Origin of the sequence: Pseudomonas paraveronii, assembly GCF_963681955.1 — a bacterium.
GTDB lineage: Bacteria > Pseudomonadota > Gammaproteobacteria > Pseudomonadales > Pseudomonadaceae > Aquipseudomonas > Aquipseudomonas paraveronii.
This window is the reverse complement of sequence record NZ_OY817130.1, coordinates 1,678,229-1,699,073: the sequence shown is the minus strand read 5'-3', so window position 1 is coordinate 1,699,073 and position 20,845 is coordinate 1,678,229. Positions and strand designations below refer to the sequence as shown.

Annotated in this window: 22 protein-coding genes and 2 pseudogenes; 9 read left to right on the top strand and 15 right to left on the bottom strand. The window is 58.0% G+C overall.

The window, feature by feature from the left end:
• Positions 1-39: 39 nt before the first annotated feature.
• Positions 40-402, bottom strand: a complete 363-nt coding sequence (locus U5A08_RS07600) for a 5-carboxymethyl-2-hydroxymuconate Delta-isomerase (protein ID WP_253394054.1) — start codon at positions 400-402, stop codon at positions 40-42.
• Positions 403-457: 55 nt separating this feature from the next.
• Positions 458-1,381 carry a LysR substrate-binding domain-containing protein gene (locus tag U5A08_RS07595; protein ID WP_247402885.1) on the bottom strand — a complete coding sequence of 308 codons (924 nt, stop codon included), beginning with the start codon at positions 1,379-1,381 and terminating at the stop codon, positions 458-460.
• Between the two features lie 128 nt (positions 1,382-1,509).
• On the opposite strand from U5A08_RS07595, the gene U5A08_RS07590 reads away from it, so the two are divergent.
• On the top strand, positions 1,510-1,689 hold the full coding sequence (locus tag U5A08_RS07590) for a hypothetical protein (protein WP_253394052.1): 180 nt from the start codon (positions 1,510-1,512) through the stop codon (positions 1,687-1,689).
• Between the two features lie 127 nt (positions 1,690-1,816).
• Here the strand turns inward: U5A08_RS07590 and U5A08_RS07585 are convergent, their stop codons facing one another.
• The gene (locus tag U5A08_RS07585; protein WP_253394050.1) at positions 1,817-1,963 is read right to left on the bottom strand and encodes a hypothetical protein; all 147 of its coding nucleotides are present in this window, start codon (positions 1,961-1,963) and stop codon (positions 1,817-1,819) included.
• Between the two features lie 197 nt (positions 1,964-2,160).
• Here U5A08_RS07585 and tcuC point away from each other — a divergent pair, with 197 nt between their 5' ends.
• Positions 2,161-3,468, top strand: a complete 1,308-nt coding sequence (tcuC, locus tag U5A08_RS07580; protein WP_321851052.1) for an MFS transporter — start codon at positions 2,161-2,163, stop codon at positions 3,466-3,468.
• Positions 3,465-4,223, top strand: a complete 759-nt coding sequence (locus tag U5A08_RS07575; RefSeq protein ID WP_321851050.1) for a substrate-binding domain-containing protein — start codon at positions 3,465-3,467, stop codon at positions 4,221-4,223. The genes tcuC and U5A08_RS07575 overlap by 4 nt, the downstream gene beginning before the upstream one ends.
• On the opposite strand, the gene U5A08_RS07570 is transcribed toward U5A08_RS07575, so the two are convergent.
• Positions 4,215-5,117 carry a LysR family transcriptional regulator gene (locus U5A08_RS07570; RefSeq protein WP_253394044.1) on the bottom strand — a complete coding sequence of 301 codons (903 nt, stop codon included), beginning with the start codon at positions 5,115-5,117 and terminating at the stop codon, positions 4,215-4,217. The genes U5A08_RS07575 and U5A08_RS07570 overlap by 9 nt on opposite strands.
• A 268-nt stretch (positions 5,118-5,385) precedes the next feature.
• On the opposite strand from U5A08_RS07570, the gene U5A08_RS07565 reads away from it, so the two are divergent.
• Complete coding sequence (locus tag U5A08_RS07565) at positions 5,386-5,598, top strand: cold-shock protein (RefSeq protein WP_017848713.1); 213 nt, start codon at positions 5,386-5,388, stop codon at positions 5,596-5,598.
• Positions 5,599-5,667: 69 nt separating this feature from the next.
• Positions 5,668-5,877 (top strand): cold-shock protein, encoded by a 210-nt coding sequence (locus U5A08_RS07560; RefSeq protein WP_253394042.1) that lies wholly within the window; start codon positions 5,668-5,670, stop codon positions 5,875-5,877.
• Between the two features lie 36 nt (positions 5,878-5,913).
• Here the strand turns inward: U5A08_RS07560 and U5A08_RS29830 are convergent, their stop codons facing one another.
• The 5 genes and pseudogenes from U5A08_RS29830 to U5A08_RS07540 all read right to left on the bottom strand — a co-directional run bounded on the left by U5A08_RS29830 (position 5,914) and on the right by U5A08_RS07540 (position 11,728).
• A complete protein-coding gene (locus U5A08_RS29830; protein ID WP_373423734.1) occupies positions 5,914-6,777 on the bottom strand; it encodes a methyl-accepting chemotaxis protein in 864 nt (287 codons plus the stop codon).
• A pseudogene (locus tag U5A08_RS29825) lies at positions 6,772-7,539 on the bottom strand (MCP four helix bundle domain-containing protein); the annotation flags it as partial. The gene U5A08_RS29830 and the pseudogene U5A08_RS29825, both read right to left, overlap by 6 nt.
• Positions 7,540-8,051: 512 nt before the next feature.
• Complete coding sequence (locus U5A08_RS07550; RefSeq protein ID WP_321851046.1) at positions 8,052-9,077, bottom strand: histone deacetylase family protein; 1,026 nt, start codon at positions 9,075-9,077, stop codon at positions 8,052-8,054.
• Positions 9,078-9,165: 88 nt separating this feature from the next.
• Entirely contained in the window at positions 9,166-10,395 is a 1,230-nt protein-coding gene (locus U5A08_RS07545) for a Zn-dependent hydrolase (protein ID WP_321851044.1), read from the bottom strand.
• 13 nt (positions 10,396-10,408) lie between these two features.
• Complete coding sequence (locus tag U5A08_RS07540; protein ID WP_321851043.1) at positions 10,409-11,728, bottom strand: MFS transporter; 1,320 nt, start codon at positions 11,726-11,728, stop codon at positions 10,409-10,411.
• 158 nt (positions 11,729-11,886) lie between these two features.
• Here U5A08_RS07540 and U5A08_RS07535 point away from each other — a divergent pair, with 158 nt between their 5' ends.
• Positions 11,887-12,825, top strand: a complete 939-nt coding sequence (locus tag U5A08_RS07535; RefSeq protein WP_321851041.1) for a LysR family transcriptional regulator — start codon at positions 11,887-11,889, stop codon at positions 12,823-12,825.
• 243 nt (positions 12,826-13,068) lie between these two features.
• Here the strand turns inward: U5A08_RS07535 and U5A08_RS07530 are convergent, their stop codons facing one another.
• On the bottom strand, positions 13,069-13,410 hold the full coding sequence (locus U5A08_RS07530) for a helix-turn-helix domain-containing protein (protein ID WP_321851039.1): 342 nt from the start codon (positions 13,408-13,410) through the stop codon (positions 13,069-13,071).
• Positions 13,411-13,713: 303 nt separating this feature from the next.
• Here U5A08_RS07530 and U5A08_RS07525 point away from each other — a divergent pair, with 303 nt between their 5' ends.
• The 3 genes and pseudogenes from U5A08_RS07525 to U5A08_RS29815 all read left to right on the top strand — a co-directional run bounded on the left by U5A08_RS07525 (position 13,714) and on the right by U5A08_RS29815 (position 16,342).
• Positions 13,714-14,502, top strand: a complete 789-nt coding sequence (locus tag U5A08_RS07525; RefSeq protein ID WP_425262819.1) for an EAL domain-containing protein — start codon at positions 13,714-13,716, stop codon at positions 14,500-14,502.
• A 187-nt stretch (positions 14,503-14,689) separates the two neighbouring features.
• Positions 14,690-15,217: pseudogene (locus tag U5A08_RS29820) on the top strand (MCP four helix bundle domain-containing protein); the annotation flags it as partial.
• A 261-nt stretch (positions 15,218-15,478) separates the two neighbouring features.
• The gene (locus U5A08_RS29815) at positions 15,479-16,342 is read left to right on the top strand and encodes a methyl-accepting chemotaxis protein (protein WP_425262843.1); all 864 of its coding nucleotides are present in this window, start codon (positions 15,479-15,481) and stop codon (positions 16,340-16,342) included.
• Positions 16,343-16,434: 92 nt separating this feature from the next.
• Here the strand turns inward: U5A08_RS29815 and U5A08_RS07515 are convergent, their stop codons facing one another.
• The 5 genes from U5A08_RS07515 to speB all read right to left on the bottom strand — a co-directional run bounded on the left by U5A08_RS07515 (position 16,435) and on the right by speB (position 20,483).
• Positions 16,435-17,220 carry an amino acid ABC transporter ATP-binding protein gene (locus U5A08_RS07515; protein WP_301294908.1) on the bottom strand — a complete coding sequence of 262 codons (786 nt, stop codon included), beginning with the start codon at positions 17,218-17,220 and terminating at the stop codon, positions 16,435-16,437.
• Entirely contained in the window at positions 17,217-17,882 is a 666-nt protein-coding gene (locus tag U5A08_RS07510; protein WP_253394032.1) for an amino acid ABC transporter permease, read from the bottom strand. Before U5A08_RS07510 ends, U5A08_RS07515 begins: the two co-directional genes overlap by 4 nt.
• Complete coding sequence (locus tag U5A08_RS07505; protein ID WP_253394031.1) at positions 17,879-18,553, bottom strand: amino acid ABC transporter permease; 675 nt, start codon at positions 18,551-18,553, stop codon at positions 17,879-17,881. The genes U5A08_RS07510 and U5A08_RS07505 overlap by 4 nt, the downstream gene beginning before the upstream one ends.
• A gap of 30 nt (positions 18,554-18,583) precedes the next feature.
• Positions 18,584-19,441: a transporter substrate-binding domain-containing protein gene (locus U5A08_RS07500; protein WP_253394030.1), complete on the bottom strand. Its 858-nt coding sequence runs from the start codon at positions 19,439-19,441 to the stop codon at positions 18,584-18,586.
• Between the two features lie 67 nt (positions 19,442-19,508).
• Complete coding sequence (gene speB, locus U5A08_RS07495) at positions 19,509-20,483, bottom strand: agmatinase (RefSeq protein ID WP_321851035.1); 975 nt, start codon at positions 20,481-20,483, stop codon at positions 19,509-19,511.
• Positions 20,484-20,845 lie beyond the last annotated feature (362 nt).

The window sequence follows — 20,845 nt, the reverse complement described above, 5'->3', positions numbered from 1 at the left end:
ATCGACATAGAGCGGCAGGGTTGTGAAGGATGGAAGCGCTCAACCAATCGCGACCTTACTGTAGGAATCGCGATCGATATCCAGCAACTCGACACTCAGTTGCACCTGCACCCCCTCCGGCCACGGCCCAAGCTCTTGCACCACGGCCAGCAGGCTTTCCGATAACTGCTTCTTGACCTGCGCCGAGCGCCCGCTGAGCAATGCCAGGCGCACGGCGACAAAACCCCGGGCGGTCATGGCGGTGCCCACGCGAAAACTGTCGACCTTGAGCGAACGGCTCTTGATATCGAATTCGGCGCCAAACTGACCGGAGGCCACCAACGCATGGTTCAGACGCAACAGGGCCTTATCGGCGTCCAGTTGCGTCAGGTTGGCGGTGTATTCCAAGTGCAGGTGTGGCATGGGAGTCTCCGAAGTAACCGTAGGAAGATTCCCAGATATACCACGGATAAAAGCATCAGACCTTTTTCACCAGGTCGCGGTCGCTCATAAACGCCTCCAGCCGCGAACGCATCCAGCGCTCGGCAGGGTCGGTGTCCACATGGCTGAGCCAGACCATGGACAAATCCAGGGTCGGTGTCTCGAACGGATATGGCTCACAAAACAGGTTGCCCGACAGCGTCATGGCTTCGGCGGTGTAGTCCGGCAGGCTGGCGATCAGGTCGGTGCCGGCCAGCAGTGCCGGCAGCGCGCTGTATTGCGGCACCGACAACACCACATGGCGCTTGCGCCCGATTTCCGCCAGCCACTCATCGGCAAACCCGGACACGTTGGCGGTGTGGGACACCAGCACATGGGGCCGCGCGCAATATTCATCGAGGGTCAGCGGCCGGTCGGACGCGTCGGCGCGCAACAAGCGCGGGCGGATATGGCGCAGCAACTTGCGCTTGGCATTCGCCGGCAGGCCACGGGTCTGGGTGATGCCGACGGTGATATCACCGGACCCCAGCAGATCGGGAATCCGCCAGTAGTCGACGTGCTGCACCACAAACACCACCATCGGCGCTTCCTGGCGCAAGGCGCGCAGCAACGGCGGCAACAGGCCGAACTCGACATCATCGGACAGGCCGATACGGAAGGTCATGGTGCTGACGGACGGGTCGAAATCGTGGGTCAGGCTCAGGGCCGATGACAGCGAGTCCAGGGCCGGCGACAGATGCAGGATGATTTCCTCGGCCCGCGCGGTAGGTTCCATGCGGTGGCCGACGCGAATAAACAGCGGATCGTTGAACAAGGTGCGTAACCGGTTGAGCGCCGAACTGATGGTCGGTTGGCCGAGAAACAACTTCTCCGCCACCCGCGTCACATTGCGCTCGAGCATCAGTGCTTCGAAGACCACCATCAAGTTGATGTCGGCCTTGCGTAATTCATTGCGATTCATCGATGCCCGCCCTTTCCCCACGACAAGCCGCAGTTTAGAAAGCCCGAGGAGCTGCGTCTATGCGCACTCTGTTCAATAGACGGCTTTGCGACTATAAATCAGCTCTTCAAGCTCGCAGGAACACTCTCGTGCTGGTCACTCTCGCCGCGGCCACCCTCTTGGCCGGGTTCTGTATCTGGGTCATCCAGTTTATCGCGCACCCCACCGCCCGCACTTTGTTGCGGGTATTCGTCGGCTTGTGCCTGGCGGCGGTGGTGGCGTATCTGGTGTTGGCGTCGGGTTATCCTATTTCGTTGCTGGTCTCATAACCCCCCGAGGGGCCGGCGGCTGTTCCGGGCGCAAACGCAGCGCCAGGGTCAGCAACCCCACACAGGGTGCTCGATTGGCTGACGGATACAGCGCAATCGCGAGCAAGCCCGCTCCGCACTTGGGGCATCAGGGTTTCAGCGGAATTTCCTGATCCCGCTCCGAAAGCTCCGTGCCGTCCTCGGGATGCTTCCAGGTCTGCGGCTTTTCTTCCTCCAATCGCCGCCGACGTTGCTCCCGCTCCCGCTCGTCCCGCTGTTTCTGTTCGTCAGTCATAGGCACCCCCGGCCGTAAAAGTTAGTTACGCCTGCAAGCATAGAACAAGGAACGCACAATGTGCCTGCGCCGAAATTGATAACCAAAACGCATCAATGCATCCAAATTACTCACTTTTCATTTCTAAATGTGTCAGCCACTATCCTCAGTCCTAAGCGAAACAAGCACTTTAAAAAGAACGCTGGAGACACAAAACCATGACAAGCCCTACCCGACCCGACTCTGCCCGTTCGAAAGTGGGTGCAGTATTCCGCGTTACTTCGGGCAACTTCCTCGAACAGTTCGACTTCTTCCTGTTCGGCTTTTATGCCACCTACATCGCTGCCGCGTTCTTCCCCGCCGCTAATGAGTTTGCGTCATTAATGATGACCTTCGCCGTATTCGGCGCGGGCTTCCTGATGCGTCCGTTGGGTGCGGTAATCCTGGGCGCCTACATTGACGATGTCGGTCGTCGCAAAGGGTTGATCGTGACCCTGTCGATCATGGCCAGCGGCACGCTGCTGATCGTGCTGGTGCCGGGTTATCACACCATTGGCCTGTGGGCACCGGCGCTGGTGCTGCTCGGCCGTCTGCTGCAAGGCTTCTCGGCCGGTGCGGAACTGGGCGGGGTGTCGGTATACCTGGCAGAAATGGCCACCCCCGGCCGCAAGGGTTTCTACACCAGTTGGCAATCGGGCAGCCAACAGATCTCCATCGTGGTCGCCGCCGCGCTGGGTTATGGCCTGAACGTGTGGATGGAACCGGCGATTGTGGCCGACTGGGGCTGGCGTATTCCGTTCGCCGTCGGTTGCGTGATCATTCCGTTCATCTTTGTGCTGCGGCGCAACCTTGAGGAAACCGAAGAGTTCGCCAACCGCAAGCATCGCCCGAGCATGCGCGAAGTGCTGGCGACCCTGGCGAAAAACTGGTCCGTGGTCATCGGCGGCATGTTGATGGTGGCCATGACCACCACTGCGTTCTACCTGATCACCGTGTACGCGCCGACCTTCGGCAAGACCGTGCTGCAACTGAGCACGTCCGATGCGTTGCTGGTGACCTTGCTGGTGGCCGTATCGAACTTTGTCTGGCTGCCCATCGGCGGTAGCCTGAGTGACAGCTTCGGGCGCAAACCGGTGTTGGTCGCGATGACCGCGCTGACGGTGCTTACGGCTTATCCGGCGCTGTCCTACGTGGTAAACGCACCGAGCTTTGCGCATATGCTCGAAACCCTGCTGTGGTTCTCCTTCCTGTACGGCATGTACAACGGCGCGATGATCCCGGCGCTGACCGAAATCATGCCGGTGGAAGTGCGCGTGGCGGGCTTCTCCCTGGCCTATAGCCTGGCGACCGCGATCTTTGGCGGTTTCACCCCGGCGATCTCGACTTGGTTCATTCACATCACCGACGACAAGGCCTCGCCGGCCTACTGGTTGATGTTCGCCGCCCTGTGTGCCCTGTGCTCGACCCTCGCGTTGTATTACCGGGCCAACACCCGTGGGCAGGTAATGCCGGAAGCGGCGCAATGAAAGCGCTGTTGAACACCCTGGCGGCCCTCGCCCTCGGCGCCCTGGCGCTGACGGCCCAGGCCGAACAGCTCAAGGTGATGACCTCCGGTGGCTTCACCGCTGCCTACAAACTGCTGGGCCAGCAATACGCCCAGCGCAGCGGCGACACCCTCGACACCGTCCTCGGCCCGTCGATGGGCAAGGCGCCCGAAGCGATTCCCAACCGCCTGGCCCGTGGCGAACACGCCGATGTGGTGATCATGGTCGGCTACGCCCTGGATGACTTGATCAAACAAGGCAAAGTCGACAAAGCGTCCCGCGTGGAACTGGCGGATTCGCGGATCGGCCTGGTGGTGAAAGCAGGCGCGGCCAAACCGGCCATCGACACCGATGCCGAACTCAAAGCGGTGTTGCTCAAGGCCAAGTCCGTGGCGTATTCGGACAGTGCCAGCGGCGTGTATGTCGAGAAGGAACTGTTCAAAAAACTCGGCATGCCGGCCAAGGGCAGCATGATCGAACGCCTCCCCGTGGCCGAACAGGTCGCCAAGGGTGACTACGAGGTGGGCTTGCAGCAGGTCGCGGAACTGTTGCCGGTACCGGGGGTGACTTACGTCGGCAAGCTCCCCGAAGACGTGCAATCGGTGACGCGCTTTGCGGCGGGCATTCCGGTCAACGCCGAACACCCGGCGCAGGCCAAGGCGCTGCTGCAGTACCTCGCCTCGCCCGAGGCGCAACCGGTGGTGCAATCCACCGGCCTGGACTCGGTATCACGCTGACCGATACGGCAGCTCCCGCACCAACCGCTCCAACTCCAGCGCCGCCGGCGGCAACGTGCGCCCGCGGCGCTTGATCAAACCCACATTGCGCATCACCTGCGGCTCCTCCAGCGGCACACTCAACAGAGTCGAGTGTTCAGAGCCCGGCATGGCAATCGACGGCACCATCGCCACGCCCAGCCCCGCCTCCACCAAACCGAGCATCGTGGTCACGTGGTGCGTCTCGCAGATGCTCGGTTTTTTCACCCGCACCCCGCGCAGGGCCTGGTCCAGCAGGAAACGGTTGCCCGAGGTTTTGTCCACCGTGATGTAGTCATGCTCGTAGGCCTCGGCCCAGCTTACGCTGGCGCGCTCGGCAAGCGGATGATCGCGGCGGCAGGCCAGCACATAACGCTCCTGAAACAGCAATTCGAACTCCACCTCATCGGCCAGGCTGCCGCTGAAACTCACGCCGAAATCTGCCTCGCCGCTTTCCACCGCGTTGCACACCTCGCCGGCACTGGCATCCAGCACCCGCAGGCGAATCTTGGGGTACAGCTTGTGGAATGCCGAGATCACATGAGGCATGAAGTAATACGCGGTGGACGGCACACACGCGATGGTCACGTCGCCCATACGCGTCGAGGCGACGTTGCTGATGCCCATCAGGGCGATGTCGAGGTCGTCGAGGATGCGCTCGACCTGCGGCAGGAAGGCGCGCCCGACCATGGTCAGGCTGACTCGGCGCGTGGTGCGTTCGAACAACTTCACATCGAGGGCGGTTTCGAGCTTTTCGATGCGACGGCTGAGCGCCGGCTGCGAGATCCGGATGGCATCGGCGGCGGCGCGAAAACTACCCTTGTCTACTACGGCGCGGAAGGCTTGGAGGTCGTTGAGGTCGAAGTTGATGATCACGGAGGATGGCCAATGGGGATCGGGATGCCGGCATTATCGTATGGGCGATGACAGGGCGCCATGCGCGCAGGGACAGCCGCCCGAACACTCCGGGTTTTCCGCATGAAACTGCGCAGCATGGCGCGTTTCGACGGCCTGCGAACCTGTCAAGAATGACAGTACCGCTGGTCTAACGCCGTGTTGACGACGGGCTGGCGCGGGGCTTTTATTAAGCATGTCGCACTGCGTCGGTGCGCAGTAGGACATCAGGGTTTAGAGGATACGAACAATGAGCGACAGACAGAACGGCACGGTGAAGTGGTTCAACGATGAAAAAGGCTATGGGTTCATCACTCCGGATAGCGGAGCTGACCTGTTCGTACACTTCAGGGCGATTGAGGGCACTGGATTCAAATCATTGAAAGAAGGGCAGAAAGTCAGCTTCGAAACGGTAAAAGGGGAAAAAGGCATGCAGGCGGACAAAGTCCAATTGATCAGCTGATAAGCCTGCGACTCACCGCGCCCCCCGCCCACCCTGGGCCATGTATTGCACTGAAAATGGAGAACGGCCATGTCCAGAAAGACTCCACAGACTGCAATCTTCATCAGCAGCGAAACTGCCGTCCACGATACGCAAGACGTGTTCTTTCGCAGCAGCACCGCCCGGGGCGGTCGGGTGCTGCGCGAGGGGCAAACCGTCACTTACGAAGTGGAACGGGGGCCGGGGGGCGAGTGGCAAGCGGTCAATATTGAGATTGTGGAAGAACCGACGCTGAATTAGCGCCATCCTGCGCGCCGCCACTCTCGACGCACTTCACTACAGTTGAAAGCGTGCCACCGCCTCGTTCAGCGCGACCGCCAGTTGCGCCAGTTCCCGACTCGCGCCATTGATCTGCCCGGCGCCGGAAGACGATTGCGCCGACAAGTCGCGAATGTTGACGATGTTGCGATCCACTTCCTTGGCGACCTGGGCCTGCTCCTCGGCGGCACTGGCGATGACCAGATTGCGCTGGTGAATCTGATCGATGGAATCGGTGATCTGGCTCAAGGCACCGCCGGCCCCTTCCGCCAACGCCAAGGTGTCGGTGGCGCGTGCCGTGCTCGACTGCATCGAGGTCAGTGCGTGGTCGGAACCCGCGCGCATGGCGCTGACCATCTGGTCGATTTCCAGGGTCGATTGCTGGGTGCGGTGTGCCAGGGCACGCACTTCGTCGGCCACGACCGCAAAACCGCGTCCGGATTCCCCGGCCCGTGCCGCTTCGATGGCAGCGTTGAGGGCCAGCAGGTTGGTCTGCTCGGCGATGGAGCGAATCACGTCGAGTACCTTGCCGATATCCCGCGACTGCTCGGCGAGGTGTTGCACCAGGGTCGAGGTTTCGCCGATGTTGCTGCTCAAGGCTTGAATGGCGCTGACCGTTTCGCCCACGCGATGTTGGCCTTCGCGCGCCGTTTCATTGGACACCCGCGTGGACTCGGAGGTAGACACCGCATTGCGCGCCACCTCGTCAGCCGCCGAGGTCATCTCGTTGACGGCGGTGGCGGCCTGCTCGATTTCCGCGGTCTGCTTTTGCAGGCTGCGGCTGCTTTGATCGGTGATGCCATTCAGGTCAGTCGCGGACGACGCCAACTGCCCGGCCGACTGGCGAATCAGTTGCAAGGTGCCGCGCAGGCTGGCTTGCATACTTTGGAGAGCCACGAGTAGGCGGGTCACTTCGTCGTCGCCGGTCACCGCCACCGTTTCGGTCAGATCGCCACGGGCGACGTTTTCCGCCGCCCGCACCGCATGACTCAGCGGGCCGACAATGCTGCGCGTCAGCAGCCACGCCAACGCCACGGTACTCAAAGCGGCCAGGAGCACAAAGCCGAAGACCATCGTGCGCGAACGGCCATACTGCGCCTCGGCCGCCTGCCCTTGTTGGTTGATCTGCGCGTTGTAATAGTCGGCCAATGCGTTGAGCTGGGCGCCGGAGCCATCGACCACGGTTTTCATATCCACCAACAGCAACTTATTGAGCTCAGCCCCCTGTTGCTGGTCGGCCAGCGCAAACGACCGGGCCAGGCCCTGCTGGTATTGGCGCAGCGAGACCTGGAACTGCTCATACAACGCGCGGACTTCGGGGCTGTCGATCACAGCATCGAGGTCGGCCAGCCTTTTGCTCAGGTCCTGGCTGCGCGTGTCCATCTGGCTGCGGTATTGCGGGATGCTTGCCGGGTTCGGGTCCAGCGCCATACGCAAAGAGATGGTCCGAATGCGCAACATGATCTCGCGGATATCCGAGACCAGACGCATTTTAGGCACCAGCCCGCGCTCAACCTGGACCGCACTTTCACGAATGCTGGCCATGTTCGAGAGCGCAAAAAACCCGAGTATGGCCACAAGCAAAGCAATCAAAGCAAAACCCAGGCCCGCGCGGCGGGCGATGGACAGGCGACGTAAGGACATTTTTCGAGGCTCTTATTAGTGATCAGATGTCATACAAGAGCATTTCGGCCGCAAGGATCAGGACTTTAGAGACGTCATCCATTTCCCCGCGTGCGCCTGCGATCAGTCATGCAGGGTTACAGGGAGATTTGCGTATGCGGAAAAATCCCTGCACGGGAAAGAACCTGATCTCTCCATCCGAAACGAAAAAGCCTGCAGAACGCTCGGTTCAGCAGGCTTTTCGCTGCGGGCATCGGTCAACCGCCCTCAAGCGCACCCGCACGGGGTTGACGCTCGAACCGCGACTTCACACGCCTTGTCGAGCCATCAACTACTGACAAGTCCCACCTTTGTGATGCGACCCCGTGCCCCCAACCGGATGCGTCCCCTTCGGGCACGCCGCCGCAATAAACGGGCTAAACGCCAACACCACCAATACCCCGACCAATAACAGCTTCTTCATACCATCCTCCGTGATCGTCACGACACATGATGGCATAAAGATATCACACCTCCGCAAGGCTCATATCCGGTTACTTCGCCCAAGCCTGCGGGCCGCCGAAGAAAGCCTGCGCATTGCTGTCCAACGTCTCCAGGTGATACCCGCCCTCCTGCACGATCACACAGGGCAACCCCAGGCCGCGGATGCGCTCACCCAAACGCGCAACCCCGTCCCGCGTCACCGCGACTTTGCTTTGCGGGTCCAGTTCGTAGATGTCGAAGCCCAGGGAGAGCACCAGCACATCCGCAGAAAAGTCCTTCAGCGCTTTGAGGGCACGTTCGAGTTGTTCAAAGAACACCGCCTCGCTGGCGCCGTGGGGCATCGGCAGGTTCAGGTTGAAGCCTTCGCCGGCCGCGTTGCCGCGCTCGTCGGCGAAACCGGCGACAGCGGGATAGAAGTTGGTGGGGTCGCCGTGGATCGACACGTAGAGCACGTCGTTGCGATCATAGAAAATCTCCTGAATGCCCTGGCCGTGGTGCATGTCGGTATCCAGGATCGCGACGCGCTGGAAGCCTTTGCGCAACGCCTGCGCCGCCACTGCCGCGTTGTTGATGTAGCAGAAGCCACCCGCCGCATCGAAGCGCGCGTGATGACCGGGCGGGCGGCACAACGCGTAGGCGGCGGGCGCGCCATCGAGGACGGCCTTGGCGGCGGCGGCGGCGCTTTGGGCCGACCAATAGGCCGAGCGCCAGGTCAGTTCGCCGACCGGGCAACTGCCATCCGCCAGGTAGCGTGCGGCTTGGGCGAGGATGCCGCGCAGGGCGTTGGGCTCACGCACGAAGATGTTGGACATGACTTCGTCGCCCCAGTCTTCAGGGATTTCCTTCCAGCGCAGGTGAGCCTCCTGTAGGAAGGCCAGGTAGGACGCGCCGTGTACGGCCAGCAGTGGCTCAAGACCTTGGTCCTCGGGTGACACGATCTCAAAGCCCAGGGTTTGCGCGGCCAGCAGCAGGTTGCGGGCGCGCTCGGGGACTTCCTGCGGCGTGCGCATCTGACCACGGGAGTAGTAGCTGCGCGGATGATGCAGGAGTTGTTCGGGGTGGAAAAACGTTTGCATGGGAATCTCCTGAGTGAGCACGGTGCCTGTGGGTGCTGACTTGCCTGCGCCCATAGCGGATCGTCTTCAGTCTTCCAGAATGAGGTGGTCAGTTAGCGTGGCCGGCACGTTTCAACACGGCGTTGAGTAAGACATCGGCGCCCTGGCGCACGTCCTCGGGCAGTACATCTTCGGCTTCGTTGTGACTGAGGCCGCCGACGCAGGGAATGAAGATCATCGCCGTCGGGCAATAACGCGCAAGGTGGATCGCATCATGGCCGGCGCCACTGACAATGGGCTGCTGGCTGTAACCCAAGGCGTCCACCGCCGCTTGCACGCAAGCCACGCATTCGGCATCGAATGGCGTGGCCGGGCTGATCCAGTGAGGGCTGATGGTGACGCTCAGGCCACGCTTGCGCGCGATAGCCTGCAAGCGCGCCCTGACCTGCTGCTCCATCGCCTCAATGTCGGCGTCGCGGTGATGGCGCAGGTCGACGGTGAAGGTCAGCAAACCGGGAATGGTGTTGCGCGAAGACTTGGCAATGCTCAACTCGCCGACAGTGGTGAGGCCCTGGGGAGCGAAATCCGTGGCGAGGCATTCCAGGGCCTGGACCATTTTCGCGGCGCCATACAGTGCGTCCTTGCGCAGCGGCATCGGTGTGGTGCCGGCATGCGCGGCCATCCCTTCGACCCGCACGTCGAGCCAGCGAATCGCCTGGCCGCCGCTGACCACGCCGATGCTCTTGGCGTTGTCCTCGAGGATCGGGCCTTGCTCGATGTGGGCTTCGAAATACGCATCCACCGCCCCGCCCAAAACACGCTCGCCGTGGTAGCCGATCATGCGCAAGGCGTCGGCCACGCTGACGCCGTCGGCATCGGTGGTGGCCAGGGCTTGGTCCAGCGCCAACGTACCGGTGAACACGGCGGAGCCGAGCATGGCGGGGGTAAAACGGGCGCCCTCCTCGTTCGTCCATACCGCGATTTCCAGCGGCTTGCGGGTTTGGATGCCGTGGTCGTCGAGGCTGCGCATCACCTCCAGGCCGGCCAGTACGCCGTAGACGCCGTCGAAGCGCCCGCCTTCGGGCTGGGTGTCGAGGTGACTGCCGATCATCACCGGCGCGGCGTCCTTATCCGTACCGGCACGCCGGGCGAACAGGTTGCCGATGGCGTCCACGCTCAGGGTCAGCCCGGCGGCCTTGCACCAGTGGCTGAACAGCTCGCGACCGGCGTGGTCTTCGGCGCTCAACGCCAGGCGGCAGCTACCACCGCGCGCGGTCGCGCCGACTTCGGCCATGGCCATCAGGCTGGCCCATAGACGCTCTCCCTTAATCTTCAACATTGCACCCGCTCCATTAAACGCCAGGGGCCATTTCCAGGCGGTGGGCGGTGGCGTGGCGGCGCGACAAGGCCAATACGCACACCAGCGAGACCGCCGCGATCAGGCTGTAAAACACTGCCATCGGCCACCACTGGCCTTGGTATTCGTGGGCCAGCCAGGTGCCGATCAACGGCGTCAGGCCACCGGCCAGCGCACCGCACACCTGATAGGCCAGGGAAATCGCGGTGTAGCGCACGCGGGTTTCAAACAGGCCGCTGACAAAGCCTGCGATCACCGCATAAAACGAGGCCATGCACACCACCGCCAGGGCGATGCCGAGGATGATCAACGGCGCCTGGCCGCTGCTGACCAACGCGAACATTGGGTAAGGTGACGCCATCGCCAACACTGTCATCGCGCAGAGAAAACGCGTGGCGCCGACCTTCTCCGCGACCCAGGCCGCCAGGGGCTGCACGCAGAACTGGATGATGGCGACGACGAACAGACATTCCAAAATCAACGAACGCGGTAGGTCCAATTGCTGAGTGCTGTAGGCAATCATGAAGGTGTTGGTGAAATACACGCCGGCGATGCCCAGGGTATTGGCACCGATACACAGCAGCAGCGGGCGCCAGGCGGTTTTCAGTACTTCGATCACCGGGGCCTGGTCCGGCTTGAGCACCCGCGCCTTTTCGGCCAAGGCTTTGTCTTCGAGGAACTCAGGCGACTCGTTCACCCCCAGGCGAATCGCCAGGCCAACGATCAACAGCAAGGCACTGGCCAGGAACGGCAGGCGCCAGCCCCAACTGAGCAGGTCTTCTTCGGGCAAACGGGTCACCGCGCTGAACGCCAGCAGCGATAGGATCAACCCCGCCGGGCTACCCAACTGGGCAAAGGAGGCAAAGAAGTTACGCCGCCCCTTTGGCGCATGCTCGCCGGCCATCAACACCGCCCCACCCCACTCGCCACCGACAGCAATGCCCTGCACGATGCGCAACAAGACCAGCAGGACCGGCGCCGCGACGCCGATCTGCGCGTAGGTCGGCAACAGCCCGATGCACACGGTGACCACGCCCATCATGACCAGCGTGATCACCAGCGACTTCTTGCGCCCGATCCGATCGCCGATATGCCCGAACACTATGCCGCCCAACGGTCGCGCGAAAAAACCCACGGCAAAGGTGCCGAACGCAGCCATGGTGCTGAACAATTTATCTTCGGAAGGGAAAAACAGCTGACCGAACACCAGCGCGGCGGCGGTGGCGTAGATGTAAAAGTCGTACCACTCGATCATCGTGCCGATGAACGCGGCGGCCGCAGCGCGGCGAGGCTGGGGCGAAGCGGAAGGCTTCATGGGGCTGGCTCCTTTGGTTATTTTTTTGGCAGGAGAAAGGTCGAACGCATGCGCTCTGATGGCGCTTGTTGAGGGTGATTTATCGTCGCGGCTCTATAATTAGTCAATTTTCTATTTATTATTCCAATTATAAATCCTGCTTATTATTGAGCCGCACCATGCCCGAAACCCGCCGCAATATTCATCCGTTGCTCAACGACCGCCTGGACTGGAACCTGCTGCGCACCTTCCGCGTCATTGGCCAGGAACTGAGCATCAGCCGCGCTGCCGCGCGCCTGCACTTGACCCAGCCAGCCATCAGCCAGGCCCTCAAACGCCTGGAAGAGCAACTCGACTGCCAACTCATCGCGCGCCGTGGCCCGCGCTTCGTACTGACCGAGGCCGGCGAACAGATCTTCGCCATCGCCGGCGAGATGTATGGCCAGGTCTCGCAGATGAGCAACGCCCTGCAAAAACCCGGTGATGAAGTGATTGGCAAGGTGCGCCTACTGATGATCAGCCGCATCAACTCCGACACTTTCGATGACTTTCTGGCCGACTTTCACCGCGAACATCCGCGGGTCGAGCTAGACGTTGAGGTGATGCGCAGCTCCGACATCGTCGCTGCCCTGCTGGAAAAAACCGCCACCCTGGGCCTGAGCCTCAACCGCCGACCACAGCCGCGCCTGGAACAGCATCTGTTCCTGCACCAACGCTATGGTTTTTTCTGCGGAAAACACCACCCACTGTTCGGGCGTCGCGGTTTGGCCGAAGGGGATTTGCAGTCGGAGAACTTCGTCAGTTTTACCAGTGACCAGATCGGCGGAATGCTCTCGCCATTGACGATATTCCGTGACCAACAGGGCTTCAGCGGGCGGATCGTGGCGTCGTCATCCAGCCTCGAAGAAGTGCGCCGCCTGGTGATTGCCGGGTTTGGCCTGGGTTGCCTGCCGATTCATGTGGTGGCGGAGGATGTGCAGAACGGACTGCTCTGGCGCTTGCCGCCGGATGAGGGGATCGCGGATGTGGATATCCATGTGCTGTGGCACCGGGAGCAGAAGATGAGTCGGGCGGAAACGGTATTTATCGACAGTCTTTTGGCTCGTCTGGCGCGGTAGTCGGATGTATTTAGCGATTTACCTGACGGAGAGACCAGACGACTCTCGCAGGGGAGCCCAATAAAGCCTTGGCTTGCTTATGCTGGGCTTCGGTGGATTTTGTAAGTTCCTTCCTCGTCAATGCAAATTCTGTTCGTTGAAACAATTGCTCTTTGCTTTGCAAATTAATGACATCTATCACACCTGCCAAGATCAAACTTGAAAAGAGCGTATTCGCTATTAGGTGAATTGAACCGAGTACGTCTATTGCATTCGATTTTTCAGGATCCTTTTTGCGGCGCCAAGAATTTCCTTCAGCGACGTTTCATCAGCCTGATAGGCAATGTCGCATAGGCAGTGGCGAAGGTTCGCTGTGGTTGGTTCAGCGTGATCCCGGTTCGTGAAAAAAGCATCCAGTCCCACGCCCAGGACGTTAGCGATTCGCTCCAACATCTCAATGCTTGGGGCGTATTCGCCCCTCTCGTAACGACTCACTGTCATCGACTCGCACCCCAATGCTTCAGCAAGCGCGGCCTGTGTACATTTATTGTCTAGTCGTAAGTGCTTGATTCGCTTGCCTATACTGATAGTGGCATTTTGCTTCATGGGAAATATCACTTAAAATCAAATGCTTACACCTAATCACCTCCCCAGGAAGATCATAAAAAGGCTAGATTGCTATTATTTTCTAGCCAATTTCAGTATAGTCATTTTTTGACTATCTGAACGATGTTGAATTGCTAAGGAATTTTCCCATGGACGCCGAAAATTATGCCTGCAGGAAAATGCGATTGATTTTTGGTCCCGGCAGCCGTCAGCGCTTGGGAAGCACCAAGCGTGTATTTGTCATTACAGGTCGAAAAAAACGGCTCCTATTGCCTATGGTTGGGTAACCGGGGAGTCACGTTTATGCTCACACCTTCCCATAATCAACAACTGATACGACAAGGCATGATCGAACAGGCGTTGCGCCAGGTCGATATTGAGCACGAATTCAGCCTGGTTTTTCAGCCAGTGATTGATTTGCGTAGCCGGCGGACTGTAGCGTTCGAGGCATTGGCACGTTGGAGCAGCCCAGAGCTAGGTGACGTCCCTCCCGGCCAATTCATTCCGATTGCCGAGCGGATCGGCCTAATAAATCGCTTGACCGCTCATCTGCTTGGCAAGGCCTTGATGATTGCCTCTCATTGGCCCGCCCATATTTGCCTTTCTTTTAACTTGTCCACACACGACTGTGCTTCAGAAAAAGTCGCCAGACAAATAGTCGACATTATTGAGGTCAGCAATTTTGACGCCCGGCGCCTGGACCTGGAAATAACCGAAACAGCTATCATGCAGGATGTTGTTCAAGTGCAACATACTATTGATAGGTTCTGTCAGTTGGGTTGCGGTGTTGCTCTTGACGATTTCGGCACTGGGTACTCCAGTCTCAGCCAATTACTTTCGTTAGCGTTCACTAAAATAAAAATAGATCGAACCTTTGTCACTGGCATTAATAAAAACCCGACCAGCTACAAAATCGTAAAATCTCTAGTTGCCTTGAGTAGCGACATGCAACTTGAATGCATAATCGAGGGAGTGGAAACTCGCGAGGAGTTGGAAACCTTGATTAATTTAGGTTGTTTTTTTGTCCAAGGGTATTACTTTTCGCGCCCCATACATCATTCACACATAAATAACTGGCTTAAAGAAAACTAAATTACTCGCGACACGTCAATAAATATTATCGAGGACTGATCAAAATTCAGACTTCGCAAGGTCTTTTTAATGTCTAAACTCAGTAATATCGTCGAAACTGATCATACTGAAAGTAACGACCCTCCCTGATCACACAGGCACAATTTTCGAAAAAATACACCACTAAAACCAATGCAGATTTTAGACAATGAAAGATATCTTTTCCGTAAAAGCCAAACTGGGCCTCAGCTTTGGCTTATTGCTTTTACTTGTTCTGATGACTTCAGCAATTTCCATTCTTTCACTTGGCAACTCCAACAGTCGATTTTCCAGTTACATTAATGGTATCGGCAAGCGAAAAGAGCTTTCTTCAGAATTATTACTGGCGGCTCAACAACGAGCTATTTCGGCAAGAAACCTGGTTATAACAAACTCCCCTACCGTTCGAGCCGATGAAAAAAACACTGTACACAATGCGCACCAACGAGTGGGTGCATTATTACGCGAGCTGACCACATCGGTAGATGGCATGTCGCCTAATGAAGAAAAAGTCGATGCTCAACGTTTAATTTCCAACATTCAACAGATAGAGGCTTTATACGGGCCTGTCGCTTTAAATATTGTCGAGCTAGCACTGAAGGGGGACAACGAATCGGCAATTGTAAAAATCAACAACGATTGCGAACCACTCCTCAAGAAACTGATTGTGATTGTCACTCAATTTATTGAGCTTGAGGAAAAGACCAGCCTAGCCAATATAATACATTCGCAGGAAGAGTATGAACTGCAACGCAATCAATTGATTATTTTTAGTCTCATTGCTGCAACAATCGCATTAACCCTTACACTTGTAATCACTCGCGGACTGGACCGAGCATTAGGAACGGAGCCATCAATCCTTTCCGGTATCGCCCAGCGAATCGCCTCCGGCGATATTCGAGCCATTGCTGAAACTAAAGCAGCTAAACCTGGAAGCGTGCTTGCATCGTTTGGCCAAATGCAATCCAACCTCAGCAGGCTAATTAGTGAGGTTCATAGCTCATCCAACGTGATATCAGGTTCTGCGGAGGAACTATCAGCGGCAACGGAGCAAACCCGTGTAGGGGTTAGTCAACAACGCTTGGAAATTGATCAGGTTGCTACGGCAATTCATGAAATGGCAGCCACTGTAATGGAAGTTGCGCATAATTCCGAGAGTGCGGCCAATGCAGCAGCGACAGCCGATCAACAGGCGCAGACAGGCGGAATAATGGCCAAGCAAGCGGTAGTTCAGATTGAGCATCTGGCCACAGAGGTCTCGAACACGGCTACTGCTATGCTTCGACTTAAGCAGGAGAGTGAGCATATTGGCGGCGTGCTTAATGTAATCAAGTCTGTAGCTGATCAAACCAACCTTCTTGCTCTAAATGCTGCAATTGAAGCGGCCAGGGCTGGCGAAGCGGGTCGTGGTTTCGCAGTGGTAGCTGATGAAGTGCGCAACCTGGCCAAGCATACACAAGGCGCCACCCAAGAGATTGAAACGCTCATTGCCAGCTTACAAGTCATTTCAGGGGAAGCCGTTGAACGGATGGAAGCATGTCGAGGCCTTACTGATAAAGCGGTGATTCAGATATCCGACACAGACGCTACTGTAACGGTCATCACCACAATGATTAGCAATATTCAGGAAATGGTGAGACAGATTGCGACGGCGGGAGAAGAACAAAGCGCAGTGGCTGAAGAGATCAGTCGCAGTGTAACCCGTGTTCGTGATATTTCAGACCAGTCTGCCGCCTCGAGCGAGCAGACGGCCGCATCTAGCACTAATCTGGCAAAGCTTGGTGGCACGTTGAGACAACAACTAGAAAGATTTCAAATCTGATGACCTAGGACCGGTTTAAGGGCAAGACAGCTATAGTCCGTTTTGTAGGCGATCCAATATCTCGGATCGCCTTTTTATTGTAGTGCGATATGTTAGATAGAGAGGCTGCGGTCAAGCCAGGGCTTTAAAAATTGTTGAATGCGTGGAGTGGCCGACTTCCCAAACAACTGCGCGGGTGGCCCGGCTTCGACGATTCGTCCGGATTCCATAAACACCACATGGTCTGAGATTTTCGCGGCAAAGCTCATTTCATGGGTGACCATGACCATGGTCATGCCATCGTGTGCAAGTCCACGAATCACGCTGAGTACTTCTTCGACCAACTCTGGGTCCAACGCTGAAGTGGGCTCGTCGAGGAGCATAACTTCCGGTTCGATGGCCAGTGCTCTGGCAATGCCGACTCGTTGCTGCTGACCTCCACTCAATTGCGCAGGATAGGCATCAGCCTTGGCCGCCAAGCCAACGCGCTCCAAGGCAAGACCTGCCAGACGGTGTGCCTCGGTCTTTTTGATTTTCTTGGCCAACACCAGAGGGGCGGCAACATTTCCCAGCACGGTCATGTGGGGCCATAGGTTGAACTGTTGGAAGACCATAGAGACCGGACGACGCACTTCGGCAATCGCGCCTTCACTGTCGCGGTCCCGCGGCGTGCGGCCCTTGGAGTGGTAACCGAGTAACTGCCCCTTGATCCAGACTTCACCTTCATCATAAGCCTCCAGGAAGTTGATGCAGCGCAGCAAGGTGGTTTTTCCGGAGCCGGAGGGACCTATGAGTGAAACGATTTCGCCGCGCTTGACGTCCAGGTCAACACCTTTGAGAACGCGGGCTGCGCCATAAGACTTGCCAACAGTACGCAGTTGCAAGATGGGTAGGGTCATAGGGTTCTCTGCGGTGAGGTCACGAAGGTTGCGCAGCCGCGCACTGCCAACGCAATGGTTTGGGCAAGTAGCCAATAGCCAAGGATCAGCAGTGCGTAGGGGCCGACGTAGTTGTAGGTGGAGGACACGATTTCTCCGGTAGTCATGGTCAGTTCGGGCAGCGTGATGACAGACGCCACGGCGCTTTCCTTGATGACAAGGACCGTCTGATTGCCCAACAGCGGCAGCGCGAAAATCAGCGCCTGGGGCATTTCGATATGACGCAGGGACTGCCAGCGGTTAATACCGAAGGCTTGAGCGGCTTCCAGATGACCCGGCGCGATGCTGTTCCAACCAGAACGGAAGATTTCCGCGAAGTAGACCGCCGAGTAAAGTGCTAGGGAGGCTACCGTTGCTTGCGCGGCGCTCAGGGTGAGGCCAATCACAGGCAAGCCGAAATAGACAATCATCAGCTGTGAAAAGTAGGGTGTTCCACGTATGAGCCACACCAGCAATCGGTAAGGAATGCTCAACTGACGTGCATAGCAAATGCGCAAGGCGTTGAGGGTGAATCCAATGACCATGCCAATGAATGCGGCAAGCAAGCTGACCCCAAGGGTCACAAGCATAGCGTTGACATACCGCCACAGCAGTTCCATGGTTTCGGGGCTGATGACATTCATCCTTGAGCTCCATTACGACGCATCATTCGTTGTTCGAAGCAGTACCCGGCCAGCGATAGCAACGAGGTAATGACCAGGTAGAAGACGGCCGTCAGGGTATAAACCTCCAGTGGTCGGTAGCTAGACGAGGACAGTTGCTGGCCGACCCTCATCAGGTCGGTCACGGCGATTACCGAGACCACGGCAGAGGCCTTTACGATGTCGATCATTTCGCTGATGAGCGCCGGAAGCGTCGAAGCGACGACCTGCGGGATTTCAATGTGCCAAAGTCGCTGGCGGCGCGTCAGGTTGAAGGTCAGTGCCGCTTCGATTTGCCCTTGCGGGATTGATCGGAAGCCGGCGCGTAATATTTGCGACTGATAAGCCGCTGTGTTCAGTGTCAACCCGATGACCGCGACGACGATGCCGGGAAAACTCAAACCCAGCGCCGACGGCACGTAGTAGAGCACCAACAGTTGCGCGAGCACCGGTGTGCCACGAAACACACTGATATAAGCCTTTGTCGCCCAAACGATCGGGCGACAACCGTGGGTGGACAGGGTATGAATCAGGATGCTGGCAAAGAACCCGCAGACAACGGCCACCCCCGATAACATCAGCGTGGTGAACGCACCCTCTAACAGTTGCGGTGCATAGGCTACGCATCGGGCGATAAGATCAGTCAGATTCATGTCGGCTACCTGATGATATGGGCTATGGACTCAGGGCGTCACGCTGGACGGAATGTCCATGGTGCTACCGAACCACTTCGTTTGCAGTTGCTTGAGGGTGCCATCTGCCGATGCGCGAGCAATGCCGTCGTTGAACAACTTGACCAGGGTTTCACTGTCGGCATCCTTTCGGGCCGCCCAGGCGAAGTAGCTTTGTTCACCTATTGAACCCGGGAGCACCTTGAATAGGCCTGGGCGCGATTTGAGCAGTGGGCCGAGGTTGGCCACCGATTGCGCCACTGCGTCGAGTCGCCCTGAGCCAAGGTCGGCATAAGCCTCGTCGAAGCTGACGTATTGTTTGATGGCTTTAAAGCCAGGCTTGCCGCTGTCCTTCAGTTGCTTGTCGAGTGCGACCAAGGCTTGCAGCTGTACCGAGCCGGTTTGCGAACCAACGGTTTTGTTGTCAAGGTCGACGGCAGCATTAAGCGTGCTGTCTCGTTCTTTGACTAGTAACCCGGTCATGGAAATGGCCACTGGCGAGGTAAACGAAAAGTGGCTGGCGCGTTCTTTATTGATGGTGATGGCGGTCACCACGATATCGAACGCCTTGGTGTCCAGGCCGGGCAGCAAGCCCTGAAATGGTAGGTCCAATTGCTTAACTTTGACATCCGGGATCTGTGCCATGACGGCGCGCATCAAGTCGGCGTCGTAGCCGACGATTTTACCGTTTTCGATATATTCGAACGGGGCGTAACGAGCTTCGGTGGCGATCACTATTTCTTTCTTGGCCTTGATGCGCTCAAGCAGATCGGGCGTTTGTGCATAGCTTTGGGTGCAGAGGCCAAGGCCAATGGCGCCCATCAAGGAAAGTGCCGTGAAGCGTAGGAAAGTTTTCATAAAAAGCTCCATGGGTGATGTAAAACGCTCATTGATAACGTCATCGAACTCAATGCCTCAGGCTGTGCCTGAGCTCCGTTTAGCGCGCATTCCGAGTGGCAAGACTGTCAGCCAGTACGCACAAAATTTCGAATAGCAACGTGGATGCGACCAGGGCGGTATTGCCGCTGGCGTCGAACGGTGGGGAGACCTCGACAACGTCGCCTCCGATCAGGTTCAAGCCCCTGAGCCCGCGAATAAGGTGTTGTGCTTCCAGAGTTGTAAGCCCTCCAATTTCGGGGGTACCTGTACCTGGGGCGTACACTGGGTCCAAGGCGTCGACATCGAATGACACATAGGTCTGACCGTCGCCGACGACTCTTCGGGCCTCTTTGATAACGTTCTCGACGCCCATGGTCTGGAACTCGTCGATGTCGATGATCCGGATACCTTGCCGGGCGCCCCAGTCGTTATCGGCGTCGCTGTACAGGGCCCCGCGAATACCGATTTGCACCGTTCGCTTAGGGTCCAGCAGGCCTTCTTCGATTGCTCTTCTGAACGGCGTTCCATGGGTGTATTTGCAGTCGCCGAAATAGCGATCCCAGGTATCGGTGTGGGCATCGAAATGCACCATGCCAATGGGTCCGTCCTTGGCTAGGGCCCGCATGATTGGCAAGGTGACAAGGTGGTCGCCACCTACGGACAGCGGCGCAATGCCGGCTTGCACGACATGGTCGTAGAAACCGGCAATGCGATTAAGTGAGTCCACCAGGTCAATCGGGTTGACCGGCGTGTCACCCAAGTCAGCACAGGCACACAGCGAGAACGGGTTGATGCCGCTGGCCCGGTTGATATTGCGCACCATGGTAGAAATGTCCCGGACTTGCCTTGGGCCATGTCGAGCACCGGGCCGGTTGGTGGTTCCGCCATCCCACGGCACGCCGATTAAACCGATGTCGACTTCATGGATACGAGGGTCTGTCAGCTCGGTATAGGGTAAGCGCATCAATGTGGCGATGCCGGCATAGCGGGGGATCACAGTCCCGGTTGCAGGTGCAAATGGCTTTTCTTGCATGGAAATTCCTAGGCGATGTGTTCAAGTGCAGAGGGAGCCGGTGCCTCGCTCCTGGTGAGCAACAATGCAAGTTGTCGACCAATGCGTGGTGCCAGATTAGAGTTTCGATAGAGCCAGTGTGTGGGCCTGCGGTACCGTGGGTTTGGCGTAGATGAGTTAATGACTCCCGATGTGTAGGCCCGTGGAGCTCATGTTTACGCGCCCGTTCAAGGGTGGTGCTAGAGGGCCGACGCACCGATACGGTGCATAAACGAGTGCATCAGGCGGCGTGCCCCGAAAGGGCGGATTCGTCATGACCCTGCCCGCCCCTTCAGGCCCATGCCTGCCAGGTATTTGTAGCCGGGTGAGACGGACCGCGCGAT

Excerpts from the sequence above, each read along its gene's own strand:
- U5A08_RS07600 (WP_253394054.1), bottom strand. The coding sequence starts at position 402 with ATGCCACACCTGCACTTGGAATACACCGCCAACCTGACGCAACTGGAC.
- U5A08_RS07530 (WP_321851039.1), bottom strand. The coding sequence starts at position 13,410 with ATGAAGCAAAATGCCACTATCAGTATAGGCAAGCGAATCAAGCACTTA.
- U5A08_RS07535 (WP_321851041.1), top strand. The coding sequence starts at position 11,887 with ATGCCCGAAACCCGCCGCAATATTCATCCGTTGCTCAACGACCGCCTG.
- U5A08_RS07500 (WP_253394030.1), bottom strand. The coding sequence starts at position 19,441 with ATGGAGCTTTTTATGAAAACTTTCCTACGCTTCACGGCACTTTCCTTG.
- U5A08_RS07545 (WP_321851044.1), bottom strand. The coding sequence starts at position 10,395 with ATGTTGAAGATTAAGGGAGAGCGTCTATGGGCCAGCCTGATGGCCATG.
- U5A08_RS07565 (WP_017848713.1), top strand. The coding sequence starts at position 5,386 with ATGAGCGACAGACAGAACGGCACGGTGAAGTGGTTCAACGATGAAAAA.
- tcuC (WP_321851052.1), top strand. The coding sequence starts at position 2,161 with ATGACAAGCCCTACCCGACCCGACTCTGCCCGTTCGAAAGTGGGTGCA.
- U5A08_RS29815 (WP_425262843.1), top strand. The coding sequence starts at position 15,479 with ATGCAATCCAACCTCAGCAGGCTAATTAGTGAGGTTCATAGCTCATCC.
- U5A08_RS07505 (WP_253394031.1), bottom strand. The coding sequence starts at position 18,553 with ATGAATCTGACTGATCTTATCGCCCGATGCGTAGCCTATGCACCGCAA.
- U5A08_RS07560 (WP_253394042.1), top strand. The coding sequence starts at position 5,668 with ATGTCCAGAAAGACTCCACAGACTGCAATCTTCATCAGCAGCGAAACT.
- U5A08_RS07585 (WP_253394050.1), bottom strand. The coding sequence starts at position 1,963 with ATGACTGACGAACAGAAACAGCGGGACGAGCGGGAGCGGGAGCAACGT.
- U5A08_RS07575 (WP_321851050.1), top strand. The coding sequence starts at position 3,465 with ATGAAAGCGCTGTTGAACACCCTGGCGGCCCTCGCCCTCGGCGCCCTG.
- U5A08_RS07525 (WP_425262819.1), top strand. The coding sequence starts at position 13,714 with ATGCTCACACCTTCCCATAATCAACAACTGATACGACAAGGCATGATC.
- U5A08_RS29830 (WP_373423734.1), bottom strand. The coding sequence starts at position 6,777 with ATGCAAGCCAGCCTGCGCGGCACCTTGCAACTGATTCGCCAGTCGGCC.
- U5A08_RS07540 (WP_321851043.1), bottom strand. The coding sequence starts at position 11,728 with ATGAAGCCTTCCGCTTCGCCCCAGCCTCGCCGCGCTGCGGCCGCCGCG.
- speB (WP_321851035.1), bottom strand. The coding sequence starts at position 20,483 with ATGCAAGAAAAGCCATTTGCACCTGCAACCGGGACTGTGATCCCCCGC.
- U5A08_RS07595 (WP_247402885.1), bottom strand. The coding sequence starts at position 1,381 with ATGAATCGCAATGAATTACGCAAGGCCGACATCAACTTGATGGTGGTC.
- U5A08_RS07550 (WP_321851046.1), bottom strand. The coding sequence starts at position 9,077 with ATGCAAACGTTTTTCCACCCCGAACAACTCCTGCATCATCCGCGCAGC.
- U5A08_RS07510 (WP_253394032.1), bottom strand. The coding sequence starts at position 17,882 with ATGAATGTCATCAGCCCCGAAACCATGGAACTGCTGTGGCGGTATGTC.
- U5A08_RS07515 (WP_301294908.1), bottom strand. The coding sequence starts at position 17,220 with ATGACCCTACCCATCTTGCAACTGCGTACTGTTGGCAAGTCTTATGGC.